16 protein-coding genes are annotated in these 23,066 nt (G+C 70.1%); 14 read left to right on the forward strand and 2 right to left on the reverse strand.

The window, feature by feature from the left end; all coding sequences use genetic code 11:
• The first annotated feature begins 53 nt into the window (after positions 1-53).
• From E6R18_RS12755 to E6R18_RS12785, 7 genes are all read left to right on the forward strand, one after another.
• Positions 54-971, forward strand: a complete 918-nt coding sequence (locus tag E6R18_RS12755; protein ID WP_136317008.1) for a carbohydrate ABC transporter permease — start codon at positions 54-56, stop codon at positions 969-971.
• A gap of 250 nt (positions 972-1,221) precedes the next feature.
• Positions 1,222-2,421: an ROK family transcriptional regulator gene (locus tag E6R18_RS12760; RefSeq protein WP_136317045.1), complete on the forward strand. Its 1,200-nt coding sequence runs from the start codon at positions 1,222-1,224 to the stop codon at positions 2,419-2,421.
• Positions 2,422-2,553: 132 nt separating this feature from the next.
• Positions 2,554-3,612, forward strand: a complete 1,059-nt coding sequence (locus E6R18_RS12765) for a substrate-binding domain-containing protein (RefSeq protein WP_136317009.1) — start codon at positions 2,554-2,556, stop codon at positions 3,610-3,612.
• Between the two features lie 231 nt (positions 3,613-3,843).
• Positions 3,844-4,632 carry an ATP-binding cassette domain-containing protein gene (locus E6R18_RS12770; protein WP_078622658.1) on the forward strand — a complete coding sequence of 263 codons (789 nt, stop codon included), beginning with the start codon at positions 3,844-3,846 and terminating at the stop codon, positions 4,630-4,632.
• Complete coding sequence (locus E6R18_RS12775; protein WP_136317010.1) at positions 4,629-5,927, forward strand: sugar ABC transporter permease; 1,299 nt, start codon at positions 4,629-4,631, stop codon at positions 5,925-5,927. The genes E6R18_RS12770 and E6R18_RS12775 overlap by 4 nt, the downstream gene beginning before the upstream one ends.
• A gap of 325 nt (positions 5,928-6,252) precedes the next feature.
• Positions 6,253-8,181, forward strand: a complete 1,929-nt coding sequence (gene dxs, locus E6R18_RS12780) for a 1-deoxy-D-xylulose-5-phosphate synthase (RefSeq protein WP_136317011.1) — start codon at positions 6,253-6,255, stop codon at positions 8,179-8,181.
• 161 nt (positions 8,182-8,342) lie between these two features.
• Complete coding sequence (locus E6R18_RS12785) at positions 8,343-9,848, forward strand: amino acid permease (protein ID WP_136317012.1); 1,506 nt, start codon at positions 8,343-8,345, stop codon at positions 9,846-9,848.
• Between the two features lie 9 nt (positions 9,849-9,857).
• Here E6R18_RS12785 and E6R18_RS12790 read toward each other — a convergent pair whose 3' ends face one another.
• The gene (locus E6R18_RS12790) at positions 9,858-10,253 is read right to left on the reverse strand and encodes an NTP pyrophosphohydrolase (protein ID WP_136317013.1); all 396 of its coding nucleotides are present in this window, start codon (positions 10,251-10,253) and stop codon (positions 9,858-9,860) included.
• 184 nt (positions 10,254-10,437) lie between these two features.
• Here E6R18_RS12790 and E6R18_RS12795 point away from each other — a divergent pair, with 184 nt between their 5' ends.
• On the forward strand, positions 10,438-11,562 hold the full coding sequence (locus E6R18_RS12795; protein ID WP_136317014.1) for a hypothetical protein: 1,125 nt from the start codon (positions 10,438-10,440) through the stop codon (positions 11,560-11,562).
• A gap of 46 nt (positions 11,563-11,608) precedes the next feature.
• On the opposite strand, the gene E6R18_RS12800 is transcribed toward E6R18_RS12795, so the two are convergent.
• Positions 11,609-12,712: an LCP family protein gene (locus E6R18_RS12800; protein WP_136317015.1), complete on the reverse strand. Its 1,104-nt coding sequence runs from the start codon at positions 12,710-12,712 to the stop codon at positions 11,609-11,611.
• Between the two features lie 256 nt (positions 12,713-12,968).
• Here E6R18_RS12800 and E6R18_RS12805 point away from each other — a divergent pair, with 256 nt between their 5' ends.
• The 6 genes from E6R18_RS12805 to galU all read left to right on the forward strand — a co-directional run bounded on the left by E6R18_RS12805 (position 12,969) and on the right by galU (position 22,972).
• A complete protein-coding gene (locus E6R18_RS12805) occupies positions 12,969-14,078 on the forward strand; it encodes a hypothetical protein (protein WP_240799712.1) in 1,110 nt (369 codons plus the stop codon).
• Between the two features lie 388 nt (positions 14,079-14,466).
• The gene (locus tag E6R18_RS12810) at positions 14,467-16,230 is read left to right on the forward strand and encodes a stealth family protein (RefSeq protein ID WP_240799713.1); all 1,764 of its coding nucleotides are present in this window, start codon (positions 14,467-14,469) and stop codon (positions 16,228-16,230) included.
• Between the two features lie 47 nt (positions 16,231-16,277).
• Entirely contained in the window at positions 16,278-17,957 is a 1,680-nt protein-coding gene (locus E6R18_RS12815; protein WP_136317016.1) for a stealth family protein, read from the forward strand.
• A gap of 3 nt (positions 17,958-17,960) precedes the next feature.
• Positions 17,961-19,967 carry a glycosyltransferase gene (locus tag E6R18_RS12820; RefSeq protein ID WP_136317017.1) on the forward strand — a complete coding sequence of 669 codons (2,007 nt, stop codon included), beginning with the start codon at positions 17,961-17,963 and terminating at the stop codon, positions 19,965-19,967.
• 41 nt (positions 19,968-20,008) lie between these two features.
• A complete protein-coding gene (locus tag E6R18_RS12825; protein ID WP_136317018.1) occupies positions 20,009-22,009 on the forward strand; it encodes a glycosyltransferase in 2,001 nt (666 codons plus the stop codon).
• 48 nt (positions 22,010-22,057) lie between these two features.
• Entirely contained in the window at positions 22,058-22,972 is a 915-nt protein-coding gene (gene galU / locus E6R18_RS12830; protein ID WP_136317019.1) for a UTP--glucose-1-phosphate uridylyltransferase GalU, read from the forward strand.
• Positions 22,973-23,066 lie beyond the last annotated feature (94 nt).

A 23,066-nucleotide genomic window follows, 5' to 3' on the forward strand; every position in this document is an offset into this window, starting at 1 on the left:
CAAGACAGCCCGGTCCCGGCGGCCGGCTCGACAGTAGTACGAGGTGAGCACACGTGAAGGCCACAGACACCCCTCCCGTGGTCGCGGTGAAGGAACCGGCCCCCGTGTCCAAGGCGCCCGCACCGGGCGGCAAGGAGAAGAGCAGCGAGGGCAAGACCCTCAACGTCTTCTCCCACGGCGTGCTGATCATCTGGGCGATCCTGGTGGTCATGCCGCTGCTCTGGGCGATCATGTCCTCGTTCAAGGACGACGACTCGATCCTGTCCACCCCGTGGGCGCTGCCGGACAAGCTCCACTTCGACAACTGGTCGCGCGCCTGGAGCCAGGCGCACATGAGCGATTACTTCTTCAACACGATCCTCGTGGTGGGCGGTTCGCTCATCGGCACCCTGCTGCTCGGCTCGATGGCGGCGTACGTGCTGGCCCGGTTCGACTTCCCGGGCAACCGCTTCATCTACTACCTGTTCATCGGCGGGATGAGCTTCCCGATCATCCTGGCGCTGGTCCCGCTGTTCTTCGTGATGAACAACATGGGCCTGCTCAACACGCGGCACGGACTGATCATGGTCTACATCGCGTACTCACTGCCCTTCACCGTCTTCTTCCTCACCTCCTTCTTCCGGACGCTGCCAGGCTCCGTGGCGGAGGCGGCGATGATCGACGGGGCCTCGCACACCCGGACGTTCTTCCAGGTGATGCTGCCGATGGCCAAGCCCGGCCTGATCAGCGTCGGTATCTTCAACTTCCTCGGCCAGTGGAACCAGTACATGCTGCCGACGGTGCTGAACACCGACCCGAAGGGCCGGGTGCTCTCGCAGGGCCTTGTCGAACTGGCCAACAGCCAGGGCTACAAGGGCGACTGGTCCGGGCTCTTCGCCGGCCTCGTGATGGCGATGCTGCCGGTCCTCGCGGCCTACATCATCTTCCAGCGCCAGGTCGTGGCGGGGCTGACCGCGGGCGCGGTGAAGTAACGCCCCCGCCGCTCGTCCCCGAACCGCCCGCCCGCACCTCCTGAACGCACCTCCCGAACGAACCGAACCGCCCGCCGGCATCCCTGCCGGCGGGCGGTTCGTCTGTGTACGGGGGAGTTCGCCGCGGTCGCGGGGCGCGGGGCGGGCGCTCATCGGTGGCTCGGACTGCTCAAGGTCTTGACGGGGAGGACCCCAAAACGGTCAGCTTAGAGTTCACATGTTGGAGAATATGGCAGGAGTGAGTGAGTCGATGGAGACTCCGGGGTCGCAGACGTCTCTGCATCGCGCCAACCTTGAGCGGGTCGTGCGCGCCGTACGTATGGCTGGTTCGCTCACCCAGGCGGAGATCGCCAGGAGCACGGGCCTGTCCGCGGCCACCGTCTCCAATATCGTTCGCGAACTGAAGGACGGCGGCACGGTCGAGGTGACCCCCACCTCGGCGGGCGGCCGCCGGGCCCGCAGCGTCTCGCTCAGCGGCGACGCGGGCATCGTGATCGGCGTCGACTTCGGCCACACCCACCTGCGCGTCGCCGTCGGCAACCTGGCCCACCAGGTGCTCGCCGAGGAGTCCGAGCCGCTGGACGTCGACGCCTCGTCGGCCCAGGGCTTCGGACGGGCGGAACAGCTGGTCAACCGCCTGATCGAGACCACCGGGATCAGCCCGGGCAAGGTCATCGGGGTGGGGCTCGGTGTTCCCGGCCCGATCGACGTCGAGTCCGGCACGCTGGGCTCCACGTCGATCCTGCCGGGCTGGACGGGCATCAACCCCAGCGAGGAGCTCGCCGCACGCCTCGGAGTGCCGGTGTACGTGGACAACGACGCCAACCTCGGCGCGCTCGGCGAGCTGGTGTGGGGGAGCGGCCGGGGGGTCAGGGACCTCGCGTACATCAAGGTCGCCAGCGGTGTGGGCGCCGGGCTGGTGATCGACGGGCACATCTACCGGGGCCCGGGCGGCACGGCCGGCGAGATCGGCCACATCACCCTGGACGAATCGGGGCCCGTCTGCCGCTGCGGCAACCGCGGCTGCCTGGAGACCTTCACGGCCGCGCGGTACGTCCTGCCCCTGCTCCAGCCCAGCCACGGCCCCGATCTCACCATGGAGCGGGTGGTCCAGCTGGCCCGCGAGGGCGATCCGGGCTGCCGGCGGGTGATCGGCGACGTCGGGCGGCACATCGGCAGCGGGGTGGCCAACCTCTGCAACCTGCTCAACCCGAGCCGCGTGGTGCTCGGCGGCTCGCTCGCGGAGGCCGGGGAGCTGGTCCTCGGGCCCATCCGCGACTCCGTGTCCCGCTACGCCATCCCCAGCGCCGCACGGCAGCTCTCGGTGCTCCCGGGGGCCCTCGGCGGCCGTGCGGAGGTACTGGGGGCGCTGGCGCTCGTCCTGAGCGAGATGGGGGATTCAACCCTTTTGGAGAGCACCCTGCCCGCGGCCACACCTGCCTTCACTTAGATAACGAATGGCACCGTTGTCATCTCGTTAAGGATTTACTCCTTGACGCCGCCCCTGCGGCCGAGTTGACTTCCAGCCACCTCGGCCGCGACGTTGCGGCCTCGTCAGGGAGGCAAACCCCCAATGAACGCAATGACGCGACGCATCGTCATAGGCACGGCCGCCGTCTCGATGGCCGTCTCCCTCGCCGCTTGCGGCAAGGCCGGCGACGACAAGAAGGACTCGGCGGACTCGGGTAGCAAGACCAAGATCGGTCTGCTCCTCCCGGAGAACAAGACCGCTCGCTACGAGACGCTGGACAAGCCGCTGTTCATCGATGCGGTCAAGAAGGACTGCGCGGACTGCGACGTCGTCTACAACAACGCGGCCGGTGACGTCGGCCAGCAGAAGCAGCAGTTCGAGCAGCAGATCGCCGACGGCATCAAGGTCATCGCGATCTCCTCGGTCGACGCCGAGAAGTCCGCCGCGTGGGTCGCCGACGCTCACAAGAAGGGCGTCAAGGTCGTCGCGTACGACCGCGCCATCGCCGGTGCCGACGCCTACGTCAGCCACGACAACGAGAAGATCGGCAAGCTCCAGGGCCAGGCCATCCTCGACGCCCTCGGCTCCAAGGCGGCCGGCGCCAACCTCGTCATGATCAACGGTGACGAGAAGGACCCGAACGCCGGCCTGTTCAAGAAGGGCGCTCACGCGTCCCTCGACGGCAAGATCAAGATCGCCTACGAGGCGTCCGGCGAGTGGGACCCGAAGATCGCCGGCGAGAAGATGACCGCCGCCATCTCCTCGGTCGGCAAGGGCAAGATCGACGCGGTCTACTCCGCCAACGACGGCATGGCGGGCGGCATCATCACGTCCCTGGGCAACGCCGGCATCAAGGACATCCCGGTGGGTGGCCAGGACGCCGAGCTCCCCGGTATCCAGCGGATCATCGCCGGTACGCAGACCTTCACGATCTACAAGTCGCCGAAGCAGCTCGCCCCGGCGGCCGCCCAGTTCGCCGTCAACCTGCTCCAGGGCAAGGACATCGGCGCCGAGGGCGAGACGGACGGCGTCCCCTCCACGCTGCTCGAGCCGACCGTGGTGAACAAGGACAACATCCAGTCCACCGTGATCAAGGACGGCATCTACCAGGCATCCGCGGTCTGCGTGAAGGACATCGCCGCCAAGTGCACCGCACTGGGCATCAAGTAGTCCCTCCTCGCGCCAGGGCCGGCCGGCCCTGGCGCGTACGGGTCTGATCCGCGCCGCACGGCGGAGTCCGCCCACCCCATGACTGTCCGGCCCCGGCCGGCCCACACCCCGCTGCCGGCCGGGTGCCGGACACTCTCCCCCCAGTACTTCCCGTACGTCGACGCTGCCCCTCGTGGCGCGGCGTCTCCGCCGGTCAGGCGGCACATCCCCGCCGGTCAGGCGGCGAAGGAGATGGTTCACGTGTCACAGACGCCCGTGCTGGCGTTGCGTGGGGTCTTCAAGCGATTCGGAGCGGTCCAGGTCCTCTCCGGTGTCGATCTCGAAGTCCACGCCGGAGAAGTGGTCGCCCTGGTCGGCGACAACGGTGCAGGAAAGTCCACGCTGGTCAAGACGATCGCCGGCGTGCACCCCATCGATGAGGGCGTCATCGAGTGGGAGGGCGCGAAGGTGGACATCAGCCGTCCGCACGACGCCCAGAACCTCGGCGTCGCCACCGTCTACCAGGACCTCGCGCTCTGCGACAACCTGGATGTCGTCGCCAACCTCTTCCTCGGTCGCGAGATCAAGAAGGGCGGCGTCCTCGACGAGGTCGCCATGGAGAAGCGGGCCCAGGACCTCCTGTCCACGCTCTCCATCCGCATCCCCAGCGTCCGTATCCCGGTCGCCGCGCTCTCCGGGGGCCAGCGCCAGGTCGTGGCCATCGCCCGTGCCCTGGTCGGCAACCCCAAGATCGTGATCCTGGACGAGCCCACCGCGGCCCTCGGCGTCGAGCAGACCGCACAGGTCCTCGACCTGGTGGAGCGGCTGCGCGAGCAGAACCTCGGCGTCATCCTCATCAGCCACAACATGGCCGATGTGAAGGCTGTCGCCGACAAGGTCGCCGTGCTGCGACTCGGCCACAACAACGGCATCTTCCCTGTGGCGACGACCAGCCACGAAGAAATCATCGCCGCGATCACGGGCGCCACCGACAACGCCGTGACCCGCCGCAAGTCCCGCAGCGCGGAGGCATCCAAGTGAGCAACATCAACGAGACTCCGGCCAAGGTCCCGGCCCAGGCGGAGGCCGACGAGGCTCCCGCGGCAGCGGCCGCCGCAGTCAGGGTCGTCGACCCCCGCCTGCTCGTCCGTGAGCAGGGCTTCAAGGGCTACTGGACCGAGTTCAAGCGCAAGGTGCGCTCGGGCGAGATCGGCTCACTGCCTGTCGTGGTGGGCCTGATCATCATCGGGATCGTCTTCCAGCTCGAGACCGGCAACTTCCTCACCTCGTACAACCTCGACCAGATCACGCTGTACGCGGCGGGCCCCGGCATCATGGCCGTGGGCATCGTCTTCGTACTGCTGCTCGGCGAGATCGACCTCGCGGTCGGTTCCGTCGCGGGTCTCGCGGGTGCGGTCTGGGCCGTGGTCGGCACGGACATACCCGACTCCCTCGCCATCGTGGTCGGCATCCTGTCCGGCACGGTGATCGGCGCCTTCCACGGCATCGTCTTCGCCAAGATCGGCGTGCCCGCGTTCGTCGTGACCCTGGCAGGCTTCCTGGGCTGGGCCGGCATGCAGACCTGGGTGATGGGCGACAAGTCCACCATCACCACCCCGCTCGGCAGCTTCGTCCGCGACCTGACCAGCTACTACTTCGCCGACGTCGCAGCCGCCTACGGCCTCGCCGTGGTCGTGATCATCGCCTTCTACCTCGCGCAGCTGCGCGACTCGCGCCGCCGCAAGGCCGCAGACCTGCCGCACCGCCCGCAGAGCGAGATCATCCTGCGCACCGTGCTGCTCGCCGTCCTGTGCCTCCTCGCCGCGTACGCGTTCAACCAGGAGCAGGGCCTCCCGCTCTCCCTGGTGATCTTCCTCGCGATCCTGGTCATCACCGACTTCGTTCTGCGCCGCACCACCTACGGCCGTCAGATCTTCGCGGTCGGCGGTGGCATCGAGGCAGCGCGTCGTGCCGGTATCAACGTGACCTGGATCCGCATCTCGGTCTTCATGATCTCCGGCACGCTCGGTGCGGTCGGCGGTCTCTTCCTGGCCTCCGCGACCGGCGGCGCCGACCGTTCGCTCGGTGGCGGCAACCAGCTCATGATGTGCATCGCCGCAGCCGTCATCGGCGGTACGTCCCTGTTCGGCGGACGCGGCAAGGTCTGGTCCGCGCTGCTGGGCATCCTGGTCATCCAGTCGATCGTCCAGGGCCTCAACCAGATGAACCTGTCGTCGAACGCGATCCAGTACATGATCACCGGTGGAGTACTCCTCATCGCCGTGATCATCGACTCGGTCTCGCGCAAGACCCAGAAGACCGCGGGCCGCGCCTGACCGCGGATCCGCAGGAGCGCCCGGCACCCGTTACGGGTGCCGGGCACGTCGGTGTCTCCTGGCAACCGGCGCGCCGCTGCCGCGGGAGACGGCGCCGCGCCTGAGGGGCCTCTCCGATACGGCGCTTCTGGACGCGGCGGCGGACTCGCTGGGGCCGGCGCCTTGATGTCAGACGTCCACCGGTACGCGGAGTGAAGGTCGGCGGGGTGTTTTCGGTAGCCGGTGCGGCTCGCGTCCACGCCCCAGGCGGACGCGGACGCCGCCGAACATTTAGACTCTGCGGATCGGCAAGAAGTTCGACCGGCTCAAATGCAAGGAGGCACGGGTGCCGTTGCTGACCCAGATCCAGGGACCGCGTGACCTTGACCGGCTCACTTCCGAGCAGCTGGAACAGCTCGCCGAAGAGATCCGGACCTTCCTCGTCGACGCCGTCTCCAAGACCGGCGGCCACCTCGGACCCAACCTCGGCGTGGTCGAGCTGACCATCGCCCTGCACAGGGTCTTCGACTCGCCGAAGGACAAGGTCCTCTTCGACACCGGCCACCAGAGCTACGTGCACAAGCTCCTCACCGGCCGCCAGGACTTCACCAGGCTCAAGAGCAAGGGCGGCCTGTCGGGCTACCCCTCGCGCGCCGAGTCCGAGCACGACGTCATCGAGAACTCGCACGCCTCCACCGTCCTCGGCTGGGCCGACGGCCTCGCCAAGGCCAACGAGGTGCGCGGCAAGGACGACCACGTCGTCGCGGTCATCGGTGACGGAGCTCTCACCGGCGGCATGGCCTGGGAGGCGCTGAACAACATCGCCGCCGCCAAGGACCGCCCCCTCGTCATCGTCGTCAACGACAACGAGCGCTCCTACGCGCCCACCATCGGCGGCCTCGCCAACCACCTGGCGACCCTGCGCACCACCGACGGCTACGAGCGCTTCCTGGCCCGCGGCAAGGACCTCCTGGAGCGCACCCCCGTCGTCGGCAAGCCGCTGTACGAGACGCTGCACGGCGCCAAGAAGGGCCTCAAGGACTTCATCGCGCCGCAGGGCATGTTCGAGGACCTCGGCCTGAAGTACGTCGGCCCGATCGACGGCCACGACATCGAGGCCCTGGAGTCCGCGCTCCAGCGCGCCAAGCGGTTCGGCGGCCCCGTCATCGTGCACTGCCTCACCGAGAAGGGCCGCGGCTACACCCCCGCACTGCTCGACGAGGCCGACCGCTTCCACGCGGTCGGCAAGATCCACCCCGACACCGGCCTGCCCGTCGCCACCTCCGGACTCGACTGGACCTCCGTGTTCGGCGAGGAGATGGTCAAGCTCGGCCACGAGCGCGAGGACATCGTCGCGATCACCGCGGCCATGCTCCAGCCGGTCGGCCTGACCAAGTTCGAGAAGGCGTTCCCGGACCGGATCTACGACGTCGGCATCGCCGAGCAGCACGGCGCGGTCTCCGCCGCGGGTCTGGCCACCGGCGGCCTGCACCCCGTCTTCGCGGTGTACGCCACCTTCCTCAACCGGGCCTTCGACCAGGTCCTGATGGACGTCGCCCTGCACAAGTGCGGGGTCACCTTCGTCCTGGACCGGGCCGGGATCACCGGTACGGACGGCGCCTCGCACAACGGCATGTGGGACATGTCGATCCTCCAGTGCGTGCCCTCGCTCCGGATCGCCGCCCCGCGCGACGCCGACCAGGTCCGCGCCCAGCTGCGCGAGGCCGTCGAGGTGGACGACGCGCCGACCGTCGTCCGCTTCTCCAAGGGCGCGGTCGGCCCCTCGGTCAAGGCCGTCTCCACGGCCGGCGGCATGGACGTGCTGCGCGGGCCCGACGCCGCCCGGCCGGACGTCCTGCTCGTCTCCATCGGCGCGCTCGCGCCGATGTGCCTGGAGATCGCCGACCTGCTCGACGCCCAGGGCATCTCCACGACCGTCGTCGACCCGCGCTGGGTCAAGCCGGTCGACGAGGCCATGGCCCCGCTCGCCGCGCAGCACCGCGTCGTCGTCACCGTCGAGGACAACAGCAGGGCCGGCGGCGTCGGCTCCGCCATCGCCCAGGCGCTGCGCGACGCGGACGTGGACGTACCGCTGCGCGACTTCGGCATCCCGCCGGTCTTCCTCGACCACGCCTCCCGCAAGGAGGTCATGGCCGAGATCGGGCTGACCGCACCGGACATCGCCCGCCAGGTCACCGGCCTGGTCGCCAAGCTCGACGGCCGCTACGAGACGGCCGCGGAGAGCCGCACCGTCGCGGAGCGCGTCCGGGACTGATCCGTACCCGAACTCGGCCGAATGGGCCGGTCGAACCACCCGGTACGAGTGGTTCGACCGGCCCATTCGCGTGAAATCCCGCCGGGACAGGCGTGCCGCGGGCAGGTGGGCCGAGCGGGTCCGAATCATGGCGTGCACGACGAGTGCGTGGAGGTACGCCGGTGAGCACGCAGAAGGACCTGCCCCCCAGCGGAAACGGGCTGTTCCGGACCAAGACGGTCGAACAGTCCATCCGCGACACCGAGGAGCCGGAGCAATCCCTCAAGAAGTCCCTCTCCGCGCTCGACCTCACGGTCTTCGGGGTCGGCGTCATCATCGGCACCGGCATCTTCGTCCTCACCGGGAAGGTCGCCAAGGAGACGGCGGGCCCCGCCACCGCCATCGCCTTCGTGGTCGCCGGCGTCGTCTGCGCCCTGGCCGCCCTGTGCTACGCGGAGTTCGCCTCCACGGTGCCGGTGGCCGGCTCGGCGTACACCTTCTCCTACGCCTCGCTCGGCGAGCTGGTCGCCTGGATCATCGGCTGGGACCTGGTGCTGGAGTTCGCGCTGGGCACGGCGGTGGTCGCGGTCGGCTGGTCCGGCTACGTCCGCTCGCTGCTGGACAATGCCGGCTGGCACCTGCCGGACGCGCTGTCCGGACCGGACGTGGCGGAAGGATTCGGCTTCGACATCCTCGCGTTCGCCCTGATCCTGATCCTGACCGTCATCCTGGTGCTGGGCATGAAGCTGTCGGCCCGGGTCACCACGGTGGTCGTCGCCGTGAAGATCGCCGTGGTCCTGGTCGTCATCATCGCGGGCCTGTTCTTCATCGACACCGCGAACTACTCGCCGTTCATCCCCGAGGCCGAGCCGCAGCCCTCCGGATCGGGCTTCGACGCCCCGCTGGTCCAGCTGATCTTCGGCTACGCCCCGACGAACTTCGGCGTCATGGGCATCTTCACCGCCGCCTCCGTCGTCTTCTTCGCCTTCATCGGCTTCGACGTCGTGGCCACGGCGGCGGAGGAGACGAAGCTCCCGCAGCGCGACATGCCGCGCGGGATCATGGCCTCGCTGTTCATCTGCACCGCGCTCTACGTCGCCGTGTCGATCGTCGTGACCGGCATGCAGCACTACACCGAGCTGTCCGTCAGCGCCCCGCTCGCCGACGCCTTCAAAGCCGTCGGACATCCCTTCTACGCGGGCGTCATCAGCTTCGGCGCGGCGGTCGGCCTCACCACGGTCTGCATGATCCTGCTGCTCGGCCAGACCCGGGTGTTCTTCGCGATGAGCCGAGACGGCCTGCTCCCGAGGTTCTTCTCCAAGACCCACCCGCGCTTTCGCACCCCGTACCGCCCGACCATCCTGCTCGGCGTGATCATCGCCGTCGTCGCCGGTCTGACCAGCATCAACGAGCTGGCGACACTGGTGAACATCGGCACGCTCTTCGCCTTCGTGGTCGTCGCGCTCGGCGTCATCGTGCTGCGCCGCACCCGCCCGGACCTGCACCGCGCCTTCCGCACCCCGTGGGTGCCGCTGATCCCCATCCTGTCGGTGGCCGCCTCGGTCTGGCTGATGCTCAACCTGCCGGCCGAGACCTGGCTGCGGTTCGCGATCTGGATGGTGATCGGCGCGGTCATCTACTTCTCGTACGGGCGCAAGCACAGCCGTGTGCACCGCACCCGGGCGTGACCCTCCCCGTCACCGCCCGGGCCGCACCGTGCGCGGGCCCGCGCACCGCGCCCCGTACGCCTCGACCCGGCGCCGCAGTTCGCGGTCGGCGGTGACGACGAGGCAGGGCCGCGGCGAGGGCCCCGCCGCGGCCTCGGCCGCCAGCTCGGTGATCCGGTCGTCACCGCTGCCCGGCGCCGCCTCCACCCGCACCCCCGGCACCGGAGCGACGCCCCGGGCCCGCCCCTCGACCACCAGGACCAGATCGACGGGACCGGGCAGGCCGGGCAGGCCGTCGGAGGCGTACGGGACCAGCGCGTCCCGCAGCCGCTCGGCCGCGCCGCGCCGGTCCCGCCACCAGCCGTCCGGGACGGAGCCGACCACGTTGGCGGCGTCGACGATCACCAGGGAGCGCGGGGCGGACATGCCGCAAGGGTGTCACGCGCGGCCGCCTCGGCGTACGCTGCGGGGCCCGGATGCGGGCCGGTAGCGACGATTCCGCGGGTTCGAACGGTGATTCTATGATGGGTGCTCCCCGACTTCCGGGTGCCGGTCGTGACACAAAGCCGCAGATCGGGAGCGGACCATCACGGAAGGATGACCTCACGACATGCGAGTCAGGTCGAGACGTTCCCAGGGGAGCACCTCGGGCAAGGGCGAGGATGCCCTGCGAGACGTCGAAAGCGCCGAGGGGCCTGCCGCGACCCCGGTCGGCGGACGCTGGCTCGTACGTGGCAAGGACGGCAGGCTCACCGCCTACGCCCGCAACGAGGACGGGGTCCTGCGCTGGACCGAGGAGCGCCCGGGCGGACCCCGCTGGCAGGGCCCCGAGTTCTTTCCGGCCCCGGACCTGAACCACCTCTCCGTCGCCCAGGGCGCGGACGGCTACGTGCACTTCGTCGGGCGCCGGACGGTGTCCGGCCAGGAGGGCCCGCAGGTCGACCTCGTGCACGCCATCCAGTACCAGACGGGACGCCCGGTCACCGCCTGGCGTTCCCTGGGCAACCCCTACAAGGACGCCGAGCGGGCCGCCCGCATCGGCCCGCCGGCGGCCGGTGTCGCCCCGTCCGGCGCGGTCAACGTCTTCGTCCGCAACGCCAACGGCGGGATGATGCTGCGCCGCGAGGGCAGGAACGGCAAGTGGGAGGCGTGGAAGGACCTGCGGGGCACCCTGGGCAAGGAGACGATGGCCGTCGCGGTCGCCGAGTCCGGGCGCATCGAACTCCTCGTCCCCGGCACCAGCAAGGCCATGAGGTGGACGCAGAACGAACCGGGCGGCGCCTTCGAGAAGGTGCCGAACCTGAACGTCAAGATCGCCGGCGGCGCGGTGAGCGTGCTGGAGACCGCTCCCGACCGCAACACCTTCTACTGGACCGACGCCGCGGCCGGCACCCTCACCGCCAACCGCATGGGCACCCCGGCCGTCACGATCGGCGACACCCCGGCCGAGGGCCCGGTCGCCGCGCTCCGCGCCGACCTGGACGGCTACGACTGCACGGTGCTCGCCCACCGCGACCGCGACGGCCGGGTGATGCTCGCGGCCTGCGGGACGGAGAACGAGAGCGGCGGCCTGTGGTGGGCGGCGACGGGCGAACGGACCGCCCACCCCCCGGCGTTGGCCCTCGACGGGCAGGGCCGCGTGGTCCTCGCGGTGATCGGGGCGCGCGGCGGGCTCCACGTGGCCCGGCAGATCAGCGAACCGGGCCTCGCGCTGGGCCCCGCCCAGCGGGTGTGAACCGGGCGGGGGCCGTGGGACCGCCCGGTCCCACGGCCCCGTCGTGTCAGCCGCCCGTCGCCGGGGACTTCTTGGCCGACTCGGGGATGGCGGTGTCCTCGCGGATCGCCTTCCACAACGTCTTGGCCTGCGGCTGGGCGGCGACGACCCGGTTGGGGTCGACCTTGTCGTAGGCGACGGGGAGCATGATCGTCTCCATCGTGTCCGGGTCGACCCCGTTCATCGAACGGCCGAACTGGGCGAGGGACTTGAGGGAGGCCAGGTCCTCGTCGGTGGTGAGGGACTTGGTGGCCGAGTTGGCGATCTTGTAGGCGCTCGTCGGACTGCCCAGCAGGTCCTGCTTCTTGACCTCGCTGAGCAGGGCCATGAGGAACTGCTGCTGGAGCCCGATGCGGCCGAGGTCGCTGCCGTCGCCGATGCCGTGACGGGTGCGGACGTAGGAGAGCGACTCGGTGCCGTTGAGCTTGTGCGGCCCGGCGGTCAGGTCGAGCCCGGAGGACTTGTCGTGGATGTCCTCCGGGACGTCGACGGTCACGCCGCCGATGGCGTCCACGAGGTCCTTGAACCCGGCGAAGTTGATCTCCAGGTAGTGGTCGATGCGCACGCCGGACATCTTCTCGACGGTCTTGACCACACAGGCCGGACCGACCTGCGCGTAGACGGAGTTGAACATCACGCGGTTCGCGGTGTCCACCGTCGAGCCGTCGGCCTTGGTGCACTCGGGCCGGGTCACCAGGGTGTCGCGCGGTATGGACACGGCGACGGCCTTGCTGCGGCCCTCGGGGATGTGCACCACCAGCGCGGTGTCGGACCGGGCCCCGCTGACACCGGCGCCGCCGCCCAGCTTCTTGTTCTCCGCGCCGGCCCGCGAGTCGGAGCCGAGGATCAGCAGGTTCTGCCCGCTGGTGGGGAGCTTCTCGGGACGGTCCTCGCCCAGCGCCTTGTTGATGTCGACGCCCTTGATGTTGCCGTCGAGGCGGCTGTAGAGCCACCATGCGGTGCCGCCTGCGGCGAGCAGCAGGACGAGCAGGACGATCAGGGTGATCTTGAGACCGCGACGCCGCTTGCGGCCTTCTCTGCGCTTGCGTCCGCTGCCATGAGACGCCGGAGGGCTTTCGTGCGTGCTCGCGGGTATGGCGTCGTGGCTCATCGTGGTCGAGTCCTCAAATCTCGTGGCCCGGGGCGGGCTGTGGAGTGCGTGGGACTCGGGTGGGGGGTGGGGCCGGTCCGTGCGTGCATGACTGAGCGTGCACTATAGAACAGAGGATCGTGCGCATGGGTGTTTTGGTTCCCTGGGGGCGACGGCCGCGCGACCCGGTCGGGCGGATCGGCGCTGAGCATATGATGCTATCGATCCTGTGTGGGCGGGATGAAGGATCGGTGAAGGGGAGAGGGTGTCAAGGGCCATGCGGAGAAGGAAACCGGACTCCTCGGGCAGCACCCTCCTCTTGGCTCCGTCCACCGGCCGCCACCAGGTCAGCGGTACGCCGCGCGGCCGCTGGATGACGCTCGGCAAGGACGGCAGGCTCACGCTGTACGCCCGCACGGACGGCGGTCTGTTGCGCTGGACGGAGCGGAGCCGGGGCGGTGACCGGTGGGACGGACCGGACTTCGTGCCGATCGCGGGCCTGACGGACCTCACCGTCGTTCAGGGTGCCAACGCGTACGTGCACTTCCTCGGGCGGCGGGAGCTCCGCGGTGACGAGGGGCCGAGCGTGGACTTCGTACACGCCGTCCAGTACCAGACCGGCCGGCCCGTCACCGAGTGGCGCTCCCTCGGCAACTTCTACCGCGACCGGGAGAGGGGCCGGAAGGTGGGGGCGCCGGCCGGAGTCGTCGACGCGCAGGGGACGGTCTTCGTCTTCGCGCGCAACGCGGGCCGCGGACTGCAGATGCGCCGTGAGGGCAAGGGCGGCAAATGGGGGGCCTGGCAGGACCTCAAGGGCGCCGGGCTCTCCGCCGGAATCGTGCCGTCGGTGACCTCCGGCGGGCTCGTGGAGGTCTTCGCGACCAGTGACCGCGGCGTGCAGCAGTGGCGGCAGGACGTTCCGGACGGACCGCTGCTGATGGCTCCTCCCTCGCAGTTCTACGCCCTGGAGGGGTCCGCGACGGCACTGGAGACCGCGGCCGAGCGTCTCACCTACTACTGGACCGATGCGGCTACGGCGGGAATCGTCTTTTTCCGGGCAGGTGCCTGGCCCGTGCTGCTGGGCGGGTACCCCGGAGAGGGCGCCGTCGTCGCGCTGCGCGCCGACCTGGGCGGCTACGACTGCACGGTTCTCGCACAGCGCGGGACGAGCGGCACTCTGCTGATCGGGGTCTGCGGCACCGAAGGGGAGCAGGACGGCGTCTGGTGGTCCGACACCACCGAGGAGTGCGTCGGTGATCCCGCGCTCGCCGTCGACGGGCACGGCCGCGTCGTCGTAGCGGTGCGTGGGCGGGACGGGGCGGTCTCCCTCGCCCGGCAGGAGCCGGGTCCGGGGCTCACACTCTCGCCGCAGTGGCACCGGCTCTGATCCGCCGGCCCCTTCTGGAGCACCGGCACGACACCGGGGCATCGCTCCTCCGGCATGTGATGTTCTCGTGAAGTTGTAAAAGGTTGTATGAGTCTCCAGTGGGATTCATCACGGGTATATGTCGCATGTGTCCAGCTTTTTGACTGGACGTTGACCGGTTCTTTATGTGAAGGTTCTGTGACTTGCTCGCAGGTGAGCAAGTGTGACCGTCTCGCGGGGCGGTTCTTCGTGGGGGATGACAGGTTTCGGTCTCATGCCGTCCTTTGTCCGGGCGCAACGAGGCATCCGGTCGAGGCTGACGCTGGACCGCAGTGGCGTGGGTGGTGGATGCCTCGTGGTCGGTTCCGGCAATCCGGAGGCGGGATCGCTGGTTTCGGCGTACCGGTCCGTGGTGCCGGCAGGCGCACGGAGGGGCATCGTCCGCAAAGTGCCGGCCCCGCTGCGCTCAGCGGTGAAGTCCTCGTTCACCTCCGTCGACGCCATCCGGTCCGCGACGGTGGTCTGGGCGATGGGCGGCCGCCGCAACGCTCCCCGGCACAGCGCGGCCGCCACCCGCCGCGTGGTGCGCGTCAAAGGCCGGCACATGCACGCCCTGGTCGTCGAGGGCGCCACGGCCTGGGCGGCCCGGGCCCGCAATCTGCACATCCTCGTCGCCGCGCTGGAGGCCGGGGGAGTCGACTACTTCTGCATCCGCGGCGCCACGAAGGACCTTCCGACCGTCGCGGTGCCCGCGGGGCAGCGCGAGTCGGCGGAGGAGATGCTCCAGATCGCCTTCGAGCAGACTCCCGGCTACGTCGGCGCGGCCACCGCGTCGGAGCCCGGCATGCGCCCCGGCGACATGGGCAAGTCCTGGCGCCAGCTGCGCAAGCACGACGCACTCCGGGTCGCCTGGTACGTCACCGACCCCACCCAGGAGCTCGTCTACGGCGCCGACCAGGGCTGTGACCTGGAGTTCTGGAAGGAACGGGACGGACAGCTGGAGGCGCCCCGCCCCAACCGGGTGGTGGCCGAGGTGCCGGTCGACGCACCACGCCACACCGTCCCGCAGGCCCTGTTCGCACTGATTCCCGGCGCCTATACCACCGGCAGCGCGCGTACCGTGGCCGAATTCACCCAGCCCCTGGCCGAGGACCACCTCTTTCCCATCGACGTCGTCTACACCTGGGTCGACGACTCCGACCCTCAGTGGAGCGCCGAACGCGACGCCGTCCGCTCGGGGCGGCTGGGCGAACCGCCCCGGACCCTGCATGCCCAGGCGGCCAACGACTCGCGCTTCACCAGCCGCGACGAACTGCGCTACTCCCTGCGCTCCCTGCACCAGTACGCCCCTTGGGTCCGCACCGTCTATCTGGTCACCGCCGGGCAGGTGCCCAGCTGGCTGGACACCGACGCCGCGGGCATCAAGGTCGTCGACCACCGCGAGATCTTCTCGGACCCCACCGCCCTGCCCACGTTCAACTCGCACGCCATCGAAAGCCAGCTGCACCACATCGACGGCCTGTCCGAGCACTTCCTCTACCTCAACGACGACGTGTTCTTCGGCCGCCCGCTCGGCGCCGACCGCTTCTTCCACACCAATGGCCTGACCAAGTTCTTCCAGTCCAAGGCGCTCATACCGAGCGGCCCCGTGGGCACGGACGACCTGCCGGTGAACGCGGCGGGCAAGAACAGCCGGGCCCTGATCGAGCGGTCCTTCGGCACCCGTATCGCGCAGAAGATGAAGCACACCCCGCACCCCCTGCGCCGCAGCATCCTCTCCGACATCGAGCTGGTCTACAGCGCGGAGCACCACCGCACCCAGCACTCCCGCTTCCGGTCTCCCGAGGACGTCCCGATCGCCTCGTCCCTGCACCACTACTACGGCTTCCACACCGGCCGCACGACCACCGGGAACCTGCGCTACCAGTACATCGACCTCGCCGCCGACCAGGCCCGGCGCCGCCTGGACAACCTCCTCGCCCACCGGAACTTCGACACGTTCTGCCTGAACGACACCGTCGCGCACCCCGACCCGGAGGCCCAGGAGCGCATGGTCCGGTCGTTCCTCGACAGGTACTTCCCCGTCCCCAGCCGCTACGAGCGCGCGGACTGGGACGGACATCGCGTCGTGAACCGTTCGGATCGACCGGAGACGGCCGAGATCAGACGGTGAGCGGACCGGTCCCCCCTCGCAGCACCCATTCCCCGTACGAAACGAAAGTGAACCGCGTGTTTGACACCTCCAGTCGAGAGACGGCTGGCGAGACCTTCATGGGCACCGGCCAGCGCCCGGAGCCCGTGCCTGCGCAGCTGCGCAGGGGCCGTACAGAGCGGCAGGTCGTCGTGGACATGCACAAGCGCGTCGCGCTGGTGCACGACCGCCTCACGCCGCTCGCCGCACGCGAACTGAACAACCTGGAAGTCCGTCGCGCCCTGGAAGCCGAACAGATCGACTGGTTCGCCGTGCCGGGCCTCGACGACACCGCTTCCGCGGTCGGCGTGGACGCACGGCAGCGCCCCCAGGCCCTGGCGGCGCTGCGAGCCAGCCTGTCCGGCAGCAGGGGCTACCTGGCCCGCCCCAAGACCGGGATGGCCCCCGGCGACGGCGCGTGGGACGGAGCCTCGGCCAAGACGTGGGAGCGGGCGGTCGGCCTGTCCGTCGTGCGCGCCTTCTGGTTCCGCACCACGGAGGAAGGGCACCTGACCCACGGTGCCGATACGGGCTGTGACATCGAGTTCTGGGAGCCCGAGGAGAGCGTGCCCGGCCAGGGAGCCGACCGCCTCGTCGCCCCCCGCCGCAATCGAGCCAGCGAGCACGTCTCCCTCGGACAGTCGCAGCTTGTCGTCCCCGGGGAGCACATGACCAAGCTGGTGGGCCGGGCCCACGGATCCGAAGTGCCACAACTGCGCCCTACACGGACCCGCCCCGAACTGGATATCCCCTTCCCCGACGAGCACCCCTTCCCCATCGACGTCGTCTACACCTGGGTGGACGGCGACGACCCGGCCTGGCAGCGACGCCGCGCCGAGAGCCGCGGCGAGGTGTTCCACGCGGAGGCGGCGAGCCTCGCCCGTTACGTCTCCCGCGACGAGTTGAAGTACAGCCTCCGCTCGGTACGGATGTTCATGCCGTGGGTGCGGAACATCTACATCGTCACCGACCAGCAGACTCCGCACTGGTGGGCCCCCGGCGACGGCCGGGCCCGCGTGGTGGACCACCGGGAGATCTTCGACGACCCGTCCCACCTGCCCACGTTCAACAGCCACGCGATCGAGTCCCGGCTGCACCACATCCCCGGACTGTCGCGCCACTTCGTCTACTTCAACGACGACATGTTCATCGGGCGGACCCTCACCCCCTCCGCGTTCTTCCACCCGAACGGCATCGCCAAGTTCTTCCCGTCCCCGGCACAGGTCCCCTACGGCCCCCCGGAACCCGACGAGGTGCCGACCTCGGTCGCCGCGAAGAACAACCGCCGGCTCATCCTGGAGCGGTTCGGCCGCACGCTCGTGCAGAAGATGAAGCACGTGCCGTACGCGCTCAACCGGGACATCCTCGCCGCCATCGAACGGGACTTCCCCGAGGAGCACCGGCGTACCTCCGCCAGCCCCGTGCGGAGCATCACCGACCTGTCCATAGCGTCCTCGCTGCACCACTACTACAGCTACTACTCCGGGCGCAGCCTGCCCGGCGACCTGCGGTACGGCTACTTCGCGCTCGACGACCCCGAGCTGGAGCACAAGCTGGAACTGCTGCTCCTGCGCCGGGACCGGGACACCTTCTGCCTCAACGACTCCGCGAGCGACCCCGCCGAGATCGAGCACCAGAGCCACCTGCTCCACCGGTTCCTGGAGGCTTTCTACCCGGTGCCGAGCCCGTACGAGAAGACGGTGGCCTGAGCTGTGAACATCGAGATCCTGGTCCATACCCTGGCCACCGATTCCATCGGCGCGCGGGCGGCCGCCCGGCTCGCCCAGTCCCTCGCCGCCAGGCACCGGGTCACCGTCGTGGCCGTACGGGGCGCCGCCGCACCGCACCCGGCGCTCCGGCTCCCGGAAAGCGTGACCGTCGCGGCCCTGGCCCCCTCGGTCGCGGCCGGCGACCGGGACGACGACAACACCTCGCAGCTCGTCATCGCCGGCGACCCCGAATTCCGGCGCTACAACCGCGCCGACGACGGGAGGCTCCGCAAGCACCTGTCCGCGAGCGGCGCCGACGTGGTGATCGCCCTCAGCTCCGCGCTCGGCGCGGTCCTGGCGCAGTGCCCCGTGCCCCACGCGCGGCGCATCGCCCGCCAGTCGGCGCCTGTCGAGCGGCTCCCGGAGTCGGTGCGCGCTCGCTGGACGGAGCTCTACCGCGACCTCGACGCGGTCGTCCCGCTCACCCAGGGCGATGCCGCCGCTCCCGAGTACCGAGCGCTGCGTACCGCCGGCGTCGAGGTGCGCCACATCCCTGAACCGGTGCTGCTGGCCGAGAGCCCGGACAAACCGACGACGGGTGTGGTGATCAGCGCCGGGCGGCTGGTCTCGCACCGCCGTGTCGACTTGGCGCTGCACGCCTTCGCGCAGACGCACGCGACTCAACCAGGCTGGCAGCTGAGGCTGTTCGGCACCGGGCCGCTGCGGCGCGAGACCCGCGAACTGGTCACCACGTTGGGACTCCACGACCGTGTGCTGGTGTTCGACCGGGAAGCCGGGGAGGAGGACTTCTACGACGCCGACATCGCCCTGGTCACCTCGGAGCGCCTGGACAGCGCCCGCCCGGTGCTGGAAGCGCTCGCCCAGGCCACGCCGGTGGTCGCCACGGAGGTGCCCTACGGCGCTCCCGAGGTGCTCGCCGACGGCCACGCCGGGCCGCTGGTGCCGGTCGGTGACGTCCACGCCACGGCCCGCGCGCTGGAGCGCTACATGGCGGACGAGCGACTGCGCTCCGCGCACCGGACCCAGGCCCTGCGGACCGCACAGTCCGCAGGCATGGAGCAGGTCGGCGACGCGTACGAGGAACTGTTCGGCACGGTCAGGGCCGGGGTGCGCGGCCGGTGGAGCCAACGACGGCGCACGGGCGCCGGCGCGCCCGCCGAGGAGCGTCCCCGCCCCACCGCCGACTGCCGGCTGCTGCCGGACGGTGCGTGGGAGGTCACCTTGCACGGTGTGCCCGGTGCCCGCACCGTACGCGTCAAGGACCAGAGCAAGGGCGGTGGGGAAGACGTCGACTTCGCCGTCGGGAGCGGCGGGACCCGGGCGCAGATCGACGCTCGCGCGCTGGCCGTGCTGCGTGAGGGGCGCGCCGACTTCTACGCGGTGGACGGCAAGGGCAAGGAGCGCCGCCTGCGCTTCGGACGGTGCACGCTCGGCGGTGCGCGCGACGTCGGCCATCTGAGCGACCTGGACCACTTCCACTGGGCGCTGCCGTATGCGACCGAGGGCGGCTATCTGCGCCTTCGTGTCTGGTCCCGGCCGAACCATGCCGAGCTGGTGGCCGTCGAGTACAGCGATACGAGCCTCTGGCTGACGGGATGGCTGCAGGGGCAGTGGCAGCCAGGCGGCGAGTGGTTGTTGCTGCTGCGTCGTCGGCAGGAGCCCACGCGCACGCTGGCAGCCGGTCGGGCGCGTTTCGAGGATGGCTGGTTCGGCGCGGAGCTGAACATGAACGAGGCCATGAGGGCTCGGCTGCTCATGCGTGAGAACTGGGACGTCCTGCTCACCGACGGCAGCGGCAGCGAGCCGGTCAGGGTGGCGCGCATCGCCGACGACCAGGTGGTGCGGCGCGATGTGCAGCGCTTCCCCGAGCTGGTCCGCGAGGAACCGGCGGATCTGTTCGGCCCCGACGTGGGCCGCGCCGTCGTCGGACTGCGCCCCTACTTCACCGCGGACAACGAACTCTCCCTCGTGGTGACCGAGCACCACTGACAGGGGCCCCCAACGGACCTCGAGAACCCCAAAGGACACTCGTGCGGATCTCCTTCCTGCTCCACAGCATCGACAATTTCGGCGGGGTGCCGCGGGCGACCAGCAGTCTGGCTTCCGCGCTGGCGGTCCACCACGAGGTGGAGATCGTCTCGATCTTCCGGACAGCGGACCGGCCGTCCTTCGCCCCGTCCGCCGACGTGACCGTGCGCTACCTGTCCGACCAGCGCGACGGGGCGCCGAAGACCAAGAACGGCAAGCCGTCCCGGATCATGCCGCGAGAGGACGGCTGGGCCGACCGGTACACCCAGGAGACCGATGACCTGATCCTCGGCCACCTCGGCAGCTGCAGCGCCGATGTCGTGATCGTTGCCCGGCCGGCGCTCGCCGCGTACCTCATCGCCCACGGGCGGCATGGCTACGGGCGTGTGGTCATCGACCACGAGAGCTCGATGGTGCCCTCTCCGGAGCTGCGCGAGCGCACTCTGGAGCTGTACCGCGAGATGGACGGAGTCGTCTGCCTCACCCAGGCCGACCTGGAGAACTACCGGCGACAGCTCGGCGAGCAGGCGCCCCCGTTCGCCGCCATCGGTAACATCGTGCCGCCGCCGGCCCGCCACGCCCCTGTGCGCGGCCTGCCGCTGATCGCCGCCGCGGGACGCCTCGTGCCGCTCAAGGGCTTCGACACGCTCATCAACGCGTTCGCCATGGTCGCCCCCCATCACCCGCAGTGGCGGCTGCGCATCTACGGCCGCGGGCCCGAGCAGGCACGGCTGCAGGACCTCGTGCACGCGCACGGTCTCAGCGACGCCGTCCGGCTGATGGGCGCACTGCCCGACCTCACCGCGGAGTGGGACAAGGCCGCGTTCGCGGTGAGCGCGGCCCGCCGGGAGTCCTTCGGCCTCACCTTGGTGGAGGCCATGCACCACGGGCTTCCGGTTCTCGCTGCCGACGCGCCCTTCGGCCCCGGCGAGATCGTCGTCCCGGGCCGCAACGGCATCCTGGTCCCCGTCGGTGACGAGGAAGCCATGGCCCAGGCGATGCGCTACCTGATCGAGCAGCCGGGCGTTCGGGAGCAGCTGTCCGAGGGCGCCTACGCCTCGGCTCCGCTTTACAGCGCCGAGCGCATCGCCTTCCGTTACGACGCCTTCCTACGGGATGTTGCGGCGTCGGTACCGAAGGAGCGCACCGCCGCGGTCCCGCCCGCCGCCCCGTCCGGCGTGCCGGCGGAGGTACTGGTGCGTGGGGACGGCGCCATCGAGGTCCGTGCCGTGCTGGAGCCCGGCACGGAGCCCCCCGCGCTGTGTGTCACCCTGCGCAAGGCCGAGTCCCCGCTGGTCAGGCTGGCAGCTCTCGGGACGTCGGTGGACGAGGTGACGGGTGCTCTGCGCTCGGTGTACGCGGTCCCCGCCGAACCGGCGGTCCTCGCCGAGGGCCGTTACGACATCGACCTGGAGCTGCCGGACGGCCGGCGCCGGCCGCTCGCCGTAGAGGGCGTCCACACCGGTGGCCTGCTGGTCCGCCGGGTCCCGGCGGAGGGCCCCGCGTACTGGCCCGTGCCCTACCGCACCGCCGACGGCCATCTGTCGGTCTTCGTGCGCCATCGCGTGGAGCACGCCGAGGTGCACGCAGTGCTGGTGGGGCAGGACGGCTGGCTCGTGCGTGGCAACCTGATCGCTCCGCCGGGCACCGACCTCTCCGCACTGCGGCTGGGAGCCGTGCCCCGCAGGGGGAGCGCAGGGGCCACCATCGCAGGTCAGGTCTCCATGGGGTACGACGGCGCCTTCGAGGCGCACCTGCCGTTCGCCGGGGTGGTGGCCGCCTCGTCGGGCGGCCACGACGACTGGGACCTGTGGCTGGAGCGTGAACCCGGCCAGCCGCGCATCCGGCTCGCGCGCTTCTTCGACGACCTCCTGGAGCGCAAGCGGATCGATGTCTATCCCACGCAGCGCTGGCACCACCCGACCCAGGGCCCGGCCCGCGGAAGGGTCTTCTACACGCCGGGCAACGAACTTTCCTTCACCGTCAGCCCCGACAAGGGCTGACCTTCCGTCACCCCGTCACATCAGCCGTTCGCTGTGGAGTACACGCTTATGCATACGCACCACCGCCAGACCCGCAAGGCCGTCATCCCGGCGGCGGGCCTCGGCACCCGATTCCTCCCCGCGACCAAGGCGACTCCCAAGGAGATGCTCCCGGTTGTGGACCGGCCCGCCATCGAGTACGTCGTGGCGGAGGCCGTACGCAGCGGACTCGATGACGTGCTGATGGTGACCGGCCGCAACAAGCGGGCTCTCGAGGACCACTTCGACCGGGCCTACGAACTGGAGCACCTGCTGGAGCTGAAGGGCGACTTCGGCAAGCTTGGCCAGGTCCGCGAGTCGAACGAGCTGGCCGACGTCCACTACGTGCGGCAGGGTAACCCGCTCGGCCTGGGCCACGCCGTTCTCTGTGCCGAACCGCACGTCGGTGACGCCCCGTTCGCGGTGCTGCTCGGCGATGACCTCATCGACGAACGCGACTCGCTGCTCGCCCGCATGCTGGAGGTCCAGGAGCAGCGGGGCGGCAGCGTCGTGGCGCTCATGGAGGTCGAGGACGACCGGACACACCTCTACGGATGCGCGGCCGTGGCCCCGCTGGAGGACGAGGCCGGCGATGTCCTGGCCGTCACCGATCTCGTGGAGAAGCCCGAACCCGGCACCGCGCCCAGCAACCTCGCCGTGATCGGGCGGTACGTCCTCGCCCCGGAGATCTTCGAGATCCTGCGCAAGACCCCGCCGGGCCGCGGCGGCGAGATCCAGCTGACCGACGCTCTGCGCCAGTTGGCTCTCGATCCGACGCTCGGTGGCCCTGTGCACGCCGTGGTCTTCGGTGGCCGCCGCTACGACACCGGGGACCGGGGCGACTACCTGCGTACCGTCGTCCGGCTGGCCTGCGAGCGCGAGGACCTGGGCCCCGAATTCCGTGCCTGGCTGGGCGAGTTCGTCCAGGAGGAGGGCATCCGCTAGCGGGGCGGCGCCTGTCGGCCGCGCAGGGGGAGAACGAGTGAGGGCCGTACAGGAGTGATCCCGTACGGCCCTCACCGCGTTCACACACGCCGGA

This window comes from Streptomyces sp. A1277, assembly GCF_004795015.1.
GTDB lineage: Bacteria > Actinomycetota > Actinomycetes > Streptomycetales > Streptomycetaceae > Streptomyces.

Coding starts and splice junctions, on each gene's coding strand:
- E6R18_RS12760 (WP_136317045.1), top strand. CDS start 1,222: ATGGAGACTCCGGGGTCGCAGACGTCTCTGCATCGCGCCAACCTTGAG.
- E6R18_RS12765 (WP_136317009.1), top strand. CDS start 2,554: ATGACGCGACGCATCGTCATAGGCACGGCCGCCGTCTCGATGGCCGTC.
- E6R18_RS12770 (WP_078622658.1), top strand. CDS start 3,844: ATGGTTCACGTGTCACAGACGCCCGTGCTGGCGTTGCGTGGGGTCTTC.
- E6R18_RS12790 (WP_136317013.1), bottom strand. CDS start 10,253: ATGTCCGCCCCGCGCTCCCTGGTGATCGTCGACGCCGCCAACGTGGTC.
- E6R18_RS12795 (WP_136317014.1), top strand. CDS start 10,438: ATGCGAGTCAGGTCGAGACGTTCCCAGGGGAGCACCTCGGGCAAGGGC.
- E6R18_RS12800 (WP_136317015.1), bottom strand. CDS start 12,712: ATGAGCCACGACGCCATACCCGCGAGCACGCACGAAAGCCCTCCGGCG.
- E6R18_RS12805 (WP_240799712.1), top strand. CDS start 12,969: ATGCGGAGAAGGAAACCGGACTCCTCGGGCAGCACCCTCCTCTTGGCT.
- galU (WP_136317019.1), top strand. CDS start 22,058: ATGCATACGCACCACCGCCAGACCCGCAAGGCCGTCATCCCGGCGGCG.